We start from the raw sequence: 13618 nt of genomic DNA, 5'->3' as shown, positions 1-13618 counted from the left end.
TTCGGTCGCCCCGCCGTCAATCAGCCGGTGCCGTCACGCGAGGAGTCCCGATGCGGTTCGACCTGCCGGGCGGCGTGGTGTGCCTGGGCGAGACCATGGCGGTCCTGGTCCCCGCCGAACCGGGCCCGGTGCGGGCCGCGCGCACGTGGACCCGCGCGATCGGCGGCGCCGAGTCCAACGTGGCGATCCACCTCGCCCGGCTGGGCGTGCGCAGCCGCTGGGTGGGCGCCGTGGGCGACGACGCGTTCGGCGGCGCGGTCCTCGACGCCGTCGGCGGCGCGGGCGTGGACGTCAGCGGCGTGCTGGTCGACCCGGACCGGCCCACCGGCCTCTACGTCAAGGAGGCCGACGCGGCGGGCAGCCCCGTGCGCTACTACCGGCGCGGCTCGGCGGCGTCGGCGCTGGGGCCGGGCGCGCTCGACCGGATCGACCTGGGCGACGCGGCGCTGCTGCACGTCAGCGGCATCACCGCCGCCCTCTCCGACAGCTGCCTGGACCTGCTGCGCGCGGTGCTGCGCCGACCCCGGGCCGTGCCGGTGTCGTTCGACCTGAACTGGCGGCCCGCGCTGTGGCGCGACCGCGACCCCGCCCCGCTGCGGGAACTCGCCGACGCCGCCGACATCGTGCTCGCCGGCTCGGACGAGGCGCAGGCCGTGTGGGGCACGGGAGACCCGGCGGAGCTGCGCGCGCTGCTCCCGGGCCCGACGACGCTCGTGGTCAAGCACGGCGCGCGCGGCGCGACCGTCGTGGAGGGCGGGGCGTCGACGTTCCAGCCGGGCCTGCGCGTGGAGGTGGTGGAACCCGTCGGCGCGGGCGACGCGTTCGCCGCCGGCTACCTCGCCGCGCACCTCGCGGGCGACCCGCCGGCCCGCCGGCTGCGCGCCGGTCACCTCCAAGCGGCCTCCGCGCTGCTCACCAGGGAGGATGTGGGCGAACCGCTGCCGCCCGCGGTGACCGCGCCGCTGCTGGACGCCGATCCGGGCACGTGGGCCGCCGCACACCTGAGGAGAGGTCGATGAGCCAAAGCCTGGACCGGGCGCTGACCCTGGTGGGGGAACTGGCCACCGGGCCGAAGACGCTGGACGAGCTGTCGGCCGTCATCGAGGTGCACAAGTCGACCGCCATGAGGCTGCTGCGCACCCTGGAGTCGCACCGGTTCGTGCAGCGCGAGGGCGTGCACCACTACCGGCTCGGCACCGCCCTGTTCGACCTCGCCAACCGGGCGCTGGAGGAGCGGGACGTGCGGCGCAGCGCCGAGACCGCCCTGCGCGAGCTGAACGCCCGCACCGGCTACACCGTCCACCTCGCCTCCTACGAGGACGGCGAGGTCATCTACATCGACAAGTACGACAGCACCCATCCGATGCGGATGTACTCCCGCATCGGCAGACGCGCGCCTTTGCACTGCACCGCCGTGGCCAAGGTGCTGCTGTCGGACCTGCCGGAGCCGCGCCGCCGCGAGGTCGCCCGCTCCATCGACTACGTGCCGCTGACCGCCAACACCATCACCACCCCCGACGCCTACCTGGCCGAGCTGGACCGGGTCCGCGCCGCCGGGTACGCCGTCGACAACGCCGAGCACGAGGACTTCATCCACTGCATCGCCGCGCCCGTCCGCGGCGCCCGCGGCGAGGTCGTCGCGGCCGTGTCGATGTCCGTGCCGAAGGTGCTGCTGGACTTCGACGGCCTGCTCGGCCACCTGCCCGACGTGCTCGCCACCGCGCGGGCCGCCTCCGTCGAGTGCGGCTGGACGCCGCGCGACTGACCCACCCACCCAACGGGACCCACCCCAACGGGATTCACCCCGGCAGTACCCACCCCAGCAGTACCCACCCCGGAGAGGACACGCACAACCCATGGCGAAGACCGAGATCAGGACCGCCGACGCGCCCACCCCCGTGGCCGCCTTCTCCCAGGGCGTCCGCAAGGGCCCGATCCTCCAGGTCGCGGGCCAGGTCGCGTTCGACCCCGCCACCGGCGACGTCGTCGGCGACACCGTGGCCGAGCAGACCCGCCAGGCGATGCGCAACGTCCTCGCCGTCCTCGCGGCCGGCGGCGCGTCCCTCGCCGACGTCGTGATGCTGCGCGTCTACCTCACCGACACCGCCCACTTCGCCGAGATGAACGCCGCCTACGGCGAGTTCGTCACCGAGGAGCCGTTCCCCGCCCGCACCACCGTCTACGTCGGGCTGCCCGACCGGCTGCTGGTCGAGATCGACGCGCTCGCCGTGGTGGACTGACCCCGCCCGAGCACCGGCGGAACGACGCGAACGGGTGACAGCGCTAGTTCTGCCGGTTGTTCTGCGTGGTGTCGGGCGCGCGCGGGGGATTGACTGGGCCAAGCCCCCGAGAGCACGTCATGGAAGGACCCGGCGATGGCTAGGAACGCATCACCGATCGGCTGACCCCACGGCCGCGGCCCGGTCGCGGGACACCCCAGCCGCGACCGGGTCGCCCAAGGCGTCGTGCACGTCGGCCAGCACGCCCAGCACCACCGCCAGCCGGTGGTGCCGGTGCTCGTCGGCCAACGCCACCGCCCGCACCAGCTCGGCCCGCGCCCCCTCCTGGTCGCCGAGCCGGTGCAGCGCGAGCCCGCGCAGGTAGTGCGCGTCGCACAGGCTCGGCGGCGCGGTCGTCGTCCGCAGCAGCTCCAACGCCTCGTCCGCCGCCGCCAGCACCTCCGGCCACCGCCCCAACCGGCCCAGCGTGTCCGCCGTGCGCACCAGCAGCGTCGCCGACATCTCCCGCGCCATCACCGGCGCCAGCGCCAACCTCCCCGACCGCACGTTCGCCAGCAGCTCCCCGTTCACCCGCACCGCGTCCTCGTACCGGGCCAACCCGTCGAGCACCAGCGCCAGGCACGACAACGAGATCTGCTCGCCCAACGGGAACCCGGCCCGCCGGAACAGCTCCTGCGCCCGCCCCGCGCTGACCCGCGCCTCCTCCAACCGCCCGGTCCGCAGCTCCGACACCGACCGGTAGTGCACCGCCCACCCCTGCTCCACCACGTCACCCGCGGCCACCGCCGCCCGCCACGCCTCCTCGTGCAGCGTCAACGCCTCGCGGTGGCGGCGCATCAGCACCGACAACGTCCACGTCAGGAAGTTCAGCTGCACGGCCTCGTCCCGCACGCTGCCCACCGCCCGCGCCGCCGCGACACCCGCGGTGAACACCTCGACCCACGTCTCGCCCCGACCCCGCTGGTCGGAGTACCAGTGCATCGCCGTGGCCAGCCGCAGCACCTCCGCGGGCAACCCGTTCGACGCGGCCCACCGCAGCGCGCCCAACCAGTTCCCCGCCTCCGCCCGCAACCACGCGTCCGCGTCCCCCGGGCCGCCGAACGGCCCCGACGGCGCGGTCCGCGCGTCCGGCCCGAAGAACCCCGCCGCCACCACCGCCGTGTCCAGCAGCCAGTCCACCACCCGCCGCCGCGCCTCGGCGACCACCGGCGCCGGTTCCTCGTCGACCAGCCGCTCACCGGCGAACACCCGGATCAGGTCGTGGAACACGTACCGGCCGGGCACCTCCGCGGTGTCCAGCAGGCTCATGTCCACCAGCTCCTCCAACGTGTCCTCGGCGGCGAACCGGTCCACGTCCGCCAGCGCCGCCGCCACGTCCGGCCCGAAGTCCGCGCCGGGGACCAGCGACAGCCTGCGGAACAGCACCGCCGCCTTCTCGCCGAGCTGCCGGTAGGACATCTCGAACGCCGTGCGCACCTGCAGGTCACCCGCCGTCAACGCGGACAACCGCCGCCGTTCGTCCACCAGTTGCCCCGCCAGGTGCCCGATCGTCCACTTCGGACGGCTCGCCAGCCGGTTGCCCGCGATCCGCAGCGCCAGCGGCAGGTGCCCGCACAGCTTCGCCACCCGCGCCGTCGCCACCGGCTCCGCGCCCACCCGCGCCCGCCCGGCGATCGCGCCCAGCAGCTCGAACGACTCGGCCGGCTCCAGCACGTCCAACCCCAGCCGCCGGCTCGCCTCCAACCCGCCCAGCACCAACCGCGACGTCACCACCACCACCGACCCCGAGCCGGTCGCCAGCAACGGCCGCACCTGCGCCTCGTCCGAGGCGTTGTCCAGCACCAGCAGCGTCGACAGCTCCCGCAACCGCGCCCGGTACAGGTCCGACCGCTCCGCCTCGCCGGCCGGGATCAGCTTCTCGTCCACGCCCAGCGCCACCAGCATCCGGTGCACCACCTCCGACGGGTGCACCGGCCGCGCGTCCATCCCGCGCAGGTTGAAGAAGAAGCACCCGTCCGCGAAACGAGACGCCAACCGATACGCGGCCCGCACCGCCAACGCCGTCTTCCCCGCACCCGGCGGACCGTGCACCACGACCACCGAGGTCGTCCGCGCCGCCTCCGCCACCGCCACCAACTCCGCCAGCTCGCCCTCGCGCCCGGTCAGGTCCACCACGTCCGGCGGCAACGCCGACGGCGTCGCGGGCGACGGCACCCGCCGCGCCCGACCCTCCTTGGCCGCGTCCAGCAGCTCGCGGATCTCCTGCTCCGCCAACGACAGCACGCCCGCCAGCGCCTCCACCGTGCGCCGCTGGGGTCCCTTCGCGCGACCGCGCTCCATGTCGCTGATCGCCCGAACGCTGACCCCGGAACCCTCCGCCAACTCCTCCTGCGTCAACCGGACCCGCAGCCGGTGCGCGCGCAGCAGCTCACCGAACGTCATCCCCACGCTTCGACACTAGTGCCACGCACCGCGCCGCCGACCCGCGACGACCGTCACGTCGGCCACCGGTAACGCGGGGGTGGTAAGACCACACCCCATGAAGTGGTACGCGGATCACCCGCCCCGACTGGTGTGGCAAGTGGTCGCCGACCTGCTCGCGGTCGCCTGGACGTGGCTCTGGGTCCGGATCGCCACCGGCGCGGGCGACGCGGTCCGGGCGCTGCGCGCGCCCGGCGACGGGCTCGCCGACGCCGGTCACGGCCTCGCCGACACCTTCGGCGAGGCCGCCGCCAAGGCCCGCGACGTGCCGCTGGTCGGCGGCAGGCTCGCCGAGGCGCTCGAACGCGGCCGCGCGGCGGGCGGCACGCTCACCGACGCGGGCGACGCCCAGGTGCGCGCCGTCGAGACCACCGCCCTGTGGCTCACCATCGCGCTCATCGCCGTCCCCGTCGCGTTCCTGCTGATCACGTGGCTGCCGCCGCGGCTGCGGTTCGCCCGCCGCGCCGGCGTCGCCCGCGGGCTCCGCGACCGGGGTCGCCTGGACCTGCTCGCCCTGCACGCCCTGACCACCCTGTCCCTGCGCGACCTCGCGACCTTCCCCGGCGACCCGGTGGAGGGCTGGCGACGCCAGGACCCCGAGATCATCAGAGCCCTGGCCGCCCGCAGGCTGCGGGCCAGCGGCGTCCGGCCCTGACGCCGTCACCCCGGGGGGCGGGGCCTGCCGCGGCAACCCCCGCCCCCCGGCCGGCCGTCACGCCAGGCGGTGCCAGAAGACCTGGCCGCTCGGACCGTAGAGCACCAGGTTCGAGTCGTTCTGCACGATCAGCCGGTCGGCCGCCGTGCCCCAGGTGTTGGTGTGCCACTTCGCCACACCGGCGGCCGTGTAGACCACCAGGTTGCCGTCCTGCTGGAGGATCGCGTAGGTCGCACCGGTGCCCCAGGTGTCGGTGTGCCACAGCGCCTGACCCGCCGCCGTGTACAGCACCAGGTTGCCGTCACCCTGCATGATCAGCGTGAACCGGCCGTCCTGCGACACCTTGCTCTGCCCCGCCTGCAGGCTCTCGCCCCGCACCAGGGTGTCCGAACCCGGCTGCGGCGGCGGACCGGCGTTGGTGAACAGCAGCGCGTTCGGCGAACCCGAACCCGGGTTGCCCACCTTGTTCGGCGTCGCCGCCGACACCAGCGCGTCCCGCACCTGCTGCGGCGACGCGGCCGGGCTGCCCGCCAGCACCAGCGCCGCGGCGCCCGCCACGTGCGGCGACGCCATCGACGTCCCGCTGATCGAGTTCGTGGCGCTGTCGCCGGTGTTCCACGCCGACGTGATCCCCACGCCGGGCGCGAACACGTCGGTGCACGTGCCCCAGTTCGAGAACGACGCCCGGCCGTCCGCGTTGTCCGTCGCGTTGACCGTGATCGCCTCCGCCACCCGGGCGGGGGAGAAGGCGCACGCGTCGGCGTTGGAGTTGCCCGAGGCGACGGCGTACGTGACGCCCGACCCGATCGACCGGCGCACCGCCGCGTCCAGCGCGTCGTTCGCGCCGCCGCCGAGGCTCATGTTCGCCACGGCGGGCTTCTGCGCGTTCGCCGTGACCCAGTCCACGCCGGCCACGACGCCCGCGATCGTGCCCGAGCCCGCGCACGACAGCACCTTCACCGCGTGCAGCCGGACGCCCTTGGCGACGCCGTGCGCCGCGCCGCCGACCGTGCCCGCCACGTGCGTGCCGTGGCCGTTGCAGTCGGTGTTGTTGCCGTCACCGGTGGTGTTGGCGTCGAAGCTGGCCCGACCGCCGAAGTCGGCGTGCGTGGTCCGGATGCCGGTGTCGATGATGTAGGCGTGCACGTTGCTCGCGGTCGTCGAGTAGCCGTAGCGGGCGTTCAGCGGCAGGTCCCGCTGGTCGACGCGGTCCAGCCCCCACGACGGCGGGTTCACCTGGTCGGCCAGCGCCTGGACCCGCTGGTCCTGGCTCACGTACGCCACCGCCGGGTCGGCCGCCAACCGCCTGGCCGCCCGCTCGGACATCGTCGCGGCGAAACCGTGCAACGCCGCCCGGTAGCGGTGCGTGATCCGGGCGTCCACCTTCGTGGCGACGGCATCCGTGCCGGCGCCATCCTTCAGCACCACGATGTAACTGTCCGTGACGGCCGTCGGGCTGCCGGCGTCACGGATCACCCCCTCCGGGGCGGCCTGGGCGGGCGGCACGGCCAGCGCCGCCGCCAGCACCACCGCCGCGCCGACACCGACCGTTCGGCCTAGTCGAATCCAGGGCGCGCGGAACTCTCCCATGTCGGGTTCTCCTCGTGCAGGGTCGAAGGACCAGGGAGTTCGCGCGAACACCTCCGACCCTGGCACGCCCGCGGGCCGAACGCCCGCACCCCCAACCCCGAACCTTCGGACCCCCGCCGACCCGCGTTCGGCCAAGCCCCGGGAGTCCTGCGCCCAAGCCCGGGAGTCCTACGTCCAAGCCCCGGGAGTCCTGCGTCCAGGACCCCCGAGTTCAACGCTCAGTACACGGGGCCGGTGTACTTCTCGCCCGGGCCCTGGCCCGGCTCGTCCGGGTACGCCGACGCCTCCCGGAACGCCCGCTGCACGGACTGCAGGCCCTCCCGCAGCGGCCCAGCGTGCGGCCCGAGGTACTCGGCCGACGCCGTCACCAGGCCCGCCAGCGCGGTGATCAGGCGGCGCGCCTCGTCCAGGTCGCGGCGCGGGCTGTGCTCGGGGTCGTCGTCGGCCAGCCCGAGGCGTTCGGCGGCGGAGGAGAGCAGCATGATCGCCGCCTTGCTGATCACCTCGACGCTGGGAACATCGGACAGGTCGCGGACGTTGTTCGAAGGCAGGTCGGTCACGGGAGCCATTCTCGCAACCACGCCGGACCGGTCGCCGATTCGGGGGTTGACAAGGCCATCTGCTACTATTCTCCGCGCGACCAGTCCCCGCACCTGTGGGGACGGCAAGTGGAGCCCCGCTCCCACCCGAGTCTGCCGCTTCGAGCAGGTGGCCGGGTCCGGTCCGACGACGGGTGGACTGCGCCCTTCGTCGTGCGATCGGTCGGAAGCGGGCCTCACACCGGGCAGGTGTGGGGCCTCTTGTCTTTGGCGCACAACGAGTCACAAAGGACGTGAATGACAAGTCCCTCGAACCGAGGTGCTCCCGCGAGCACCGAGCCGCGCATCAACGACCGCATCCGCGTGCCCGAGGTTCGTCTGGTCGGGCCGAACGGCGAGCAGGTCGGGATCGTTCGCATCGAGGACGCGCTCCGACTCGCCCAGGAATCGGACCTCGACCTCGTCGAGGTCGCCGCGCAGGCTCGGCCGCCGGTCTGCAAGCTCATGGACTACGGCAAGTTCAAGTACGAGAGCGCGCAGAAGGCCCGCGAGTCACGCCGCAACCAGCAGTTGACGGTCATCAAGGAGCAGAAGCTCCGGCCGAAGATCGACCCGCACGACTACCTGACGAAGAAGGGCCACGTCGCCCGCTTCCTGTCGCACGGGAACAAGGTCAAGGTGACCATCATGTTCCGGGGCCGTGAGCAGTCCCGGCCGGAGCTGGGTTACCGCCTGCTGCAGAGGCTCGCAGAGGACGTCGCGGAGCTGGGGTTCGTCGAGTCCAACCCGAAGCAGGACGGCCGCAACATGATCATGGTGCTGGCCCCGCACAAGACCACGAAGACCCGCCCGGTCAAGCACGACAGCGCCGACGAGGCGCCGGCGGAGTCTGTCGAGGAGTGATCTCCCGGCCTCCGGGCCGGGAGCAAGCATGGCCGCCCCCATCCCCGGTGGCTGCACGAGACTGAGGACGGAAATGCCCAAGAACAAGAGCCACAGCGGGACCTCCAAGCGCGTGAAGGTCACCGGCAGCGGCAAGCTCGTCCGCGAGAAGGCCGGCAAGCGCCACCTGCTGGAGAAGAAGTCCAGCAAGCTGACGCGCCGCCTCTCCGGCACGACCGACGTCGCCAAGAACGACGTGCCGCGGCTGAAGAAGCTGCTCGGCCTCTGAGCCGCTGAGCTCCCGAGGCACCAGACCTCCACCCCCTTGAACACCGGGGTCGGCCCCCACCGGCCCCACGAGATCGACAGGACGGACCCGTGGCACGCGTCAAAAGGGCAGTGAACGCCCAGAAGAAGCGCCGTACCACCCTTGAGCTCGCCAGCGGCTACCGCGGCCAGCGTTCGAGGCTGTACCGCAAGGCCAAGGAGCAGGTGCTCCACTCGCTCAACTACGCCTACCGGGACCGCCGCGCCCGCAAGGGTGACTTCCGGAAGCTGTGGATCCAGCGCATCAACGCCGGTGTCCGGGCCAACGGCATGACGTACAACCGCTTCATCCAGGGCCTGCGGCTCGCCGGCATCGAGGTGGACCGCAAGATCCTCGCCGAGCTGGCCGTCAGCGACGCCGGCGCGTTCACCGCGCTGGTCGAGGCCGCCCGCGCCGCGCTGCCGAGCGACGTCAACGCGCCCGTCGAGGACAAGGCCTGAGCGCGGACGAACGCGCACCACGACCCGGGGAAGCTCCGTTCACCGAACGGACTCCCCGGGTCGTTGCCGCTAGGCGGCTGACCAAGCGCTCCGGCCGCGACCGCGCCGAGCGCTTCCTCGCCGAAGGCGCGCAGGCCGTGCGCGAAGCCCTGACCTGGGCGGCCGCCGGGCGCGGCCGGGTGCACGAGCTGTTCACGACCGACACCGCCACCACCCGCAACCGCGCCCTCGTCGAGGCCGCCGTCGAGGCGGGGGTGCCGGTGAGCACCGTGACCGACAAGGCCGCCGCGTCGCTGTCGGAGACCGTGACGCCGCAGGGGCTTGTCGCCGTGTGCTCGCTGGTGGACGTGCCGGTGGCGCGGGCCCTCGCGCCGGGCGTGCGGCTGGTGGCCGTGCTGCACGGCGTGGCGGACCCCGGCAACGCCGGCACGGTGGTGCGCGTGGCGGACGCGGCGGGTGCCGACGCGGTGATCTTCGCGGGCGACACGGTCGACCCGCACAACGGCAAGTGCGTGCGCGCGTCCACGGGCAGCGTGTTCCACCTGCCGATCGCCCGGGTGCGGGACGCGGACGAGGCGTTCGCGGCGTGCCGCGGGGCGGGGTTGCGGCTGGTCGCGGCGGACGGGTACGCGCCCGAGGACTTGGTGGCGGCCGACCTGCGCGGTGACCTGGCGGTGCCGACGGGGTGGGTGTTCGGCAGCGAGGCGCACGGGCTGCCGGACGAGGTGGTGGCCGGGCTGGACGCGGCGCTGAAGGTGCCGATCTACGGCGCGGCGGAGAGCCTCAACCTGGCGACGGCGGCCGCTGTCTGCCTCTACGCGTCGGCTCGGGCTCAGCGGGTCTGAACACCCCCAACAGTCGGTCAAGTCACAAAGCTCTCACTTCCGCAATATTGCGGAACCAGCGACACGTCGATCCTGCACGATGCGCTGACCACGTCGACCTGGTGACATCCGAAATGGAGTTCTCACGGTCGAGCGTGTGACGTAACTGGGACGGGAGCTGGTAATGGCCGCCGACTATGCAGACCTGATCGAGCGGCTGGAGTTCGGGCCCAGCTTTCTCATGCTGGGCCAGAGGTACTTGCTGATGGACGGTGGGGTGGACCCGCTGTCCGGCCCAGTGTCTCGCGCGGCGGAATTGGCCTCTGACTTCGACAGCCTCTACAAGGTGCTACTTACAGTGCCGCCCGCTCGCAAAGAGCACGCCTTGACCGCTCTTACCGAATCGGCAGCAGCTCTGTCGGTGCCGACATGGGTGGAGGTGGTAGCTGGGCTGCCGTGGAACGGTGTGTTCAGTACTGCGGTCGACTCGCTGTTTGTGCGCGCTCTGCGTAATGAGTGGCGTGCAGTACAACCGGTTTCGTCGTCGCATGTGCGTCCACCCACTCCGCGCAAAGTCAGCCGAGTTCAGGCGGTCCTGATGTACGGCGGCACGGATCAACCCCCAGAGGGGCGTCCGCCGACGAACATGCTTGACCTGGCGGCGCGTCGAGCTGAGGCGAACATGCTGGTAATGCGCCTACCCGATGAGCTGATCACTCCTCGTGGTGTGCTCGTCATCGAGGCGTGGTCGGTAGACGATTGGTTCAGCCCTGCTGACATGTTCGCCATGTTGAGCAGGCTCGGTACGGCGCAAGCGCATCTGTTCTCCGCTACGTCGGCAGAACTAGCCGATCCCTACATTGCAGCCGCAATCAAGCTGGGTGTCCTGGTCACGCACAGTGGTGACTTCGCAACTTACGTCGCTGAAGCGCGACGTCGCGGTCGACTCACCGATCGTGAGCGGTTCCATTCCGGTCGGCACCTTATAAGGCATGACCGTACCCAGCACGAGGTACCGAGAGAGATCTGGAATGCCGTCACTTCATTTGGTCGGCCTATTGACCTCGAGTTGCTGACTAATCCACCTGTGCAGTCCGAAGAGCTGCGGTACCGTAGGTTCCGCGAGTTTCTGGGTGGCGAGTCGAGTGTCCTGTGGTCGGCGATCGGAAGTGGTTTTGCTTACGAACGTGATTACGAGGCTGAACTTCGACGCGAGATTAAGTCTGCACTATCGAGTCGCGGTCTACTGCGGCACCCGTTATTGCTGAGCGGTCAAACCGGAACGGGAAAGTCGGTTGCGCTGGCCTCACTCGCTTACTCGATCGCGCGCGATGGTCAGCACGCGGTTCTGCACATTCCGCGCCGCATCAACCGACCGTCGTTCGATGCTATTGACTCGTTCTGTGAGTGGGCGGAGAACATGTCCATGCCCACCACACTGGTCGTCTGGGACGGCATGCTCGATCCCGACGACTACTTTACCCTGACCAAATTTTTGGACTCCCGCGGGCGTCGGGCTGTGCTAGTGGGTAGCTGTTACCGAGCTGATGATGACGAGCGCGCCCACCACGTCGTACAGGCGCCTGCTGCACTACTGCCTCAGGAGATCAAGCGCTTCGTTGCTCATCTGGCGTCATTTGGAATTGATATCAGCCAGAGAGACGAAGAGATAATCCAGAAGGACAGCAGCTTTCTCTCTGCGCTCTATCGATTTCTACCTGAAACTAGAGGTACGGTCAAGGGAAATTTAGTACTCGAACTGCGGTGGACGGAGTCGGAACTCACTACGGCTGCCCGAGAGGGTGCAGACTACGATCCGCCGACAGCAATGGCGTCTGCTCTGTATCACGCTGGTTTGATTGATAGTTTAGACACGGCGTTGCGTGATATAGGGGACGTCGATGATGCGGCACCTTACCGAGGGCCTTACGATCGATTGATCAACACAGTATTGGTTGCGTCACGGCACGGTCAATCGATTCCTCTCGAATTGGCGCTACGGGTCGTCGGTCGCGATGGCGTGCGGAACCTGCCGCAGTTGCTCGGTAAAGTTGACTTGATACGCTGGCTGGAGAACGGCGAGGGCAATTACACGCTGTCTGCTCGCAACGAATTAGAGGCGCAGATCCTCGTGTCGGCCGAGCACATGTCCCGCGAATCGGAGATCGATGCCATTGCGGGCGCATTCACCGAAGTCAGGCCGGACGGCAGTCCGTCAGGTGGTGCTGAGGTGCAGTTCGTAAGTAATCTTTTGGAGCGCATAGGTCCGCAGGGTGGACAGGAAGAGTACTACGCGCCTTACTTTCTGCAGATCGCTGACGCGATTGAAGATGCAAACAGTGCCAGCCATCAACCCAGTCCGCGGTTGACGCTCGCGCAGGTAAACCTTTCACGTGAATGGGTTAAATTCGCACAGCGCAAGCGGATAAATGATGTTGCGGAACGCATGGAGATTCTCGAGGCTGTGCAAGAGGTGGCTGAGCACACCTTGGCGCACTCTCAGATGAGCCGTGGCCTCCGCGCGAGGTTGATGGTGGAGCACGCGAGTGTTCTCGGGGCGCAGGCATACGAACTGCTACGTAGCGGTGCAGATGGCCATGAGGGATCGCAGAATCGGGGTCGCATCAGGGAGTTGGCGGCGCGTGTCCTTCAGATCACCGCGGAGGCCATCCCGATCTCGGACGACAGGTACTATCCAGTGGACGTGCTGTGCTGGATGACGTTCGAAATTCTTAACCACGCTGAGCTGCCGTCAAATGAGGCTGCCGAATTGCTCGCGGAATGTGTGTCGCGAATGCTACTCACCGATGTGTCCGAGTTGAGTGCGAAACAGGCGGCAAGATACAACGCAAACTTCGCAAAGCTGGCCACCCTTGCCGGGAGTCAGGTGTTAGCGGATCTGAAGTGGCAGGAGTTGGCCGACGGCGACGAGCCGCTTGCGGTCTATTTGTATGCCTTGCAGGTCAGTGGGCTCATTGAGAATCGGCCAAATCTCAAGCGTATAGAGACAGCGTTAAGCCACCTGCGGTCACATCCTGCTGCGATGCGGGATCGGCGCTGTTTGCGGCTGGCCATGGACTTGTTCTGGCTGGCGCGGACCGGTTACAGATTCATGGAGGGCGAAAGGCTCACTCTGCCGTTAAGTCGCGACGACTGGGAGGAGTGCTTGCAACTGGCTGATAACCTTCAAGAGATCGACGACTTGTCGGACTTGCGTCCAGAGTTTATGCGGGCGATCGCGCTGTTTCACCTCGGCCGGATTTCTGCCGCGTTCGACGCATTTCGCAGGACCGAGCAGAAGTCTCACCGGTATCGACGGCGCATCTTGGCCATGTACCTGGCGAGTGATCCGTCGGGGCTGCCTCGCAAGTATCATCCGATCGTTCGCGTTGTGGACCCGGACAATCGTAAGGGGGCTTGCTGGCTGGGCGATCTCGGTCGCGAGGTACCATTCCAGCCGTATGACTTCGGATTGACGGAACCATCGCACGGGCTTGCGTTGCCGGATTCGTATATTACCTTCAACCTACGGGGCCCATTACTGGAGCCAGCGCGGAAACCAGGCGACAAGCGCGGTCCAACGGTGCTGTTGAGATCCGCGTGGGGGTCGACCGACGACTCCGTCGAGGGGGATTGAAC

General features: G+C 69.6%; 12 protein-coding genes. 9 read left to right on the top strand and 3 right to left on the bottom strand.

Going from position 1 to position 13618, the window contains the following annotated elements; genetic code table 11:
- The first annotated feature begins 50 nt into the window (after nucleotides 1-50).
- The 3 genes from ACIGNX_RS30840 (at nucleotide 51) to ACIGNX_RS30830 (ending at nucleotide 2240) form a co-directional block, all read left to right on the top strand.
- On the top strand, nucleotides 51-1019 hold the full coding sequence (locus tag ACIGNX_RS30840) for a sugar kinase (protein ID WP_396544376.1): 969 nt from the start codon (nucleotides 51-53) through the stop codon (nucleotides 1017-1019).
- Nucleotides 1016-1765 carry an IclR family transcriptional regulator gene (locus ACIGNX_RS30835; protein WP_396544374.1) on the top strand — a complete coding sequence of 250 codons (750 nt, stop codon included), beginning with the start codon at nucleotides 1016-1018 and terminating at the stop codon, nucleotides 1763-1765. The genes ACIGNX_RS30840 and ACIGNX_RS30835 overlap by 4 nt, the downstream gene beginning before the upstream one ends.
- A gap of 91 nt (nucleotides 1766-1856) precedes the next feature.
- Complete coding sequence (locus tag ACIGNX_RS30830; protein WP_396544372.1) at nucleotides 1857-2240, top strand: RidA family protein; 384 nt, start codon at nucleotides 1857-1859, stop codon at nucleotides 2238-2240.
- 150 nt (nucleotides 2241-2390) lie between these two features.
- Here ACIGNX_RS30830 and ACIGNX_RS30825 read toward each other — a convergent pair whose 3' ends face one another.
- The gene (locus ACIGNX_RS30825; RefSeq protein ID WP_396544550.1) at nucleotides 2391-4682 is read right to left on the bottom strand and encodes an ATP-binding protein; all 2292 of its coding nucleotides are present in this window, start codon (nucleotides 4680-4682) and stop codon (nucleotides 2391-2393) included.
- A 97-nt stretch (nucleotides 4683-4779) separates the two neighbouring features.
- Here ACIGNX_RS30825 and ACIGNX_RS30820 point away from each other — a divergent pair, with 97 nt between their 5' ends.
- Entirely contained in the window at nucleotides 4780-5376 is a 597-nt protein-coding gene (locus ACIGNX_RS30820; protein ID WP_396544370.1) for a hypothetical protein, read from the top strand.
- A gap of 57 nt (nucleotides 5377-5433) precedes the next feature.
- On the opposite strand, the gene ACIGNX_RS30815 is transcribed toward ACIGNX_RS30820, so the two are convergent.
- Together ACIGNX_RS30815 and ACIGNX_RS30810 are read right to left on the bottom strand one after the other, a co-directional pair.
- Nucleotides 5434-6966, bottom strand: a complete 1533-nt coding sequence (locus ACIGNX_RS30815; RefSeq protein WP_396544368.1) for a S8 family serine peptidase — start codon at nucleotides 6964-6966, stop codon at nucleotides 5434-5436.
- Nucleotides 6967-7184: 218 nt separating this feature from the next.
- Nucleotides 7185-7535 (bottom strand): DUF1844 domain-containing protein, encoded by a 351-nt coding sequence (locus ACIGNX_RS30810; protein ID WP_073892008.1) that lies wholly within the window; start codon nucleotides 7533-7535, stop codon nucleotides 7185-7187.
- 267 nt (nucleotides 7536-7802) lie between these two features.
- On the opposite strand from ACIGNX_RS30810, the gene infC reads away from it, so the two are divergent.
- The 5 genes from infC (at nucleotide 7803) to ACIGNX_RS30785 (ending at nucleotide 13616) form a co-directional block, all read left to right on the top strand.
- Nucleotides 7803-8408, top strand: coding sequence for a translation initiation factor IF-3 (gene infC, locus ACIGNX_RS30805; protein WP_396544366.1), 606 nt, complete (start codon nucleotides 7803-7805; stop codon nucleotides 8406-8408).
- A 73-nt stretch (nucleotides 8409-8481) separates the two neighbouring features.
- Nucleotides 8482-8676 carry a 50S ribosomal protein L35 gene (gene rpmI, locus ACIGNX_RS30800; protein ID WP_396544365.1) on the top strand — a complete coding sequence of 65 codons (195 nt, stop codon included), beginning with the start codon at nucleotides 8482-8484 and terminating at the stop codon, nucleotides 8674-8676.
- Nucleotides 8677-8765: 89 nt separating this feature from the next.
- Nucleotides 8766-9155 carry a 50S ribosomal protein L20 gene (gene rplT / locus ACIGNX_RS30795; RefSeq protein ID WP_106620312.1) on the top strand — a complete coding sequence of 130 codons (390 nt, stop codon included), beginning with the start codon at nucleotides 8766-8768 and terminating at the stop codon, nucleotides 9153-9155.
- Nucleotides 9152-10000 carry a TrmH family RNA methyltransferase gene (locus ACIGNX_RS30790; protein WP_396544548.1) on the top strand — a complete coding sequence of 283 codons (849 nt, stop codon included), beginning with the start codon at nucleotides 9152-9154 and terminating at the stop codon, nucleotides 9998-10000. The genes rplT and ACIGNX_RS30790 overlap by 4 nt, the downstream gene beginning before the upstream one ends.
- Before the next feature lie 163 nt (nucleotides 10001-10163).
- Nucleotides 10164-13616 carry a hypothetical protein gene (locus ACIGNX_RS30785; protein WP_396544362.1) on the top strand — a complete coding sequence of 1151 codons (3453 nt, stop codon included), beginning with the start codon at nucleotides 10164-10166 and terminating at the stop codon, nucleotides 13614-13616.
- Nucleotides 13617-13618: the final 2 nt, after the last annotated feature.

The sequence above is a fragment of the Actinosynnema sp. NPDC053489 genome (assembly GCF_044544865.1).
Classification (GTDB): Bacteria; Actinomycetota; Actinomycetes; order Mycobacteriales; family Pseudonocardiaceae; genus Actinosynnema.
The sequence above is the reverse complement of the archived record's forward strand: the minus strand, read 5'-3'. Positions and strand labels throughout refer to the sequence as shown.

Coding starts and splice junctions, on each gene's coding strand:
- ACIGNX_RS30840 (WP_396544376.1), top strand. CDS start 51: ATGCGGTTCGACCTGCCGGGCGGCGTGGTGTGCCTGGGCGAGACCATG.
- ACIGNX_RS30835 (WP_396544374.1), top strand. CDS start 1,016: ATGAGCCAAAGCCTGGACCGGGCGCTGACCCTGGTGGGGGAACTGGCC.
- ACIGNX_RS30830 (WP_396544372.1), top strand. CDS start 1,857: ATGGCGAAGACCGAGATCAGGACCGCCGACGCGCCCACCCCCGTGGCC.
- ACIGNX_RS30825 (WP_396544550.1), bottom strand. CDS start 4,682: ATGACGTTCGGTGAGCTGCTGCGCGCGCACCGGCTGCGGGTCCGGTTG.
- ACIGNX_RS30820 (WP_396544370.1), top strand. CDS start 4,780: ATGAAGTGGTACGCGGATCACCCGCCCCGACTGGTGTGGCAAGTGGTC.
- ACIGNX_RS30815 (WP_396544368.1), bottom strand. CDS start 6,966: ATGGGAGAGTTCCGCGCGCCCTGGATTCGACTAGGCCGAACGGTCGGT.
- ACIGNX_RS30810 (WP_073892008.1), bottom strand. CDS start 7,535: ATGGCTCCCGTGACCGACCTGCCTTCGAACAACGTCCGCGACCTGTCC.
- infC (WP_396544366.1), top strand. CDS start 7,803: ATGACAAGTCCCTCGAACCGAGGTGCTCCCGCGAGCACCGAGCCGCGC.
- rpmI (WP_396544365.1), top strand. CDS start 8,482: ATGCCCAAGAACAAGAGCCACAGCGGGACCTCCAAGCGCGTGAAGGTC.
- ACIGNX_RS30785 (WP_396544362.1), top strand. CDS start 10,164: ATGGCCGCCGACTATGCAGACCTGATCGAGCGGCTGGAGTTCGGGCCC.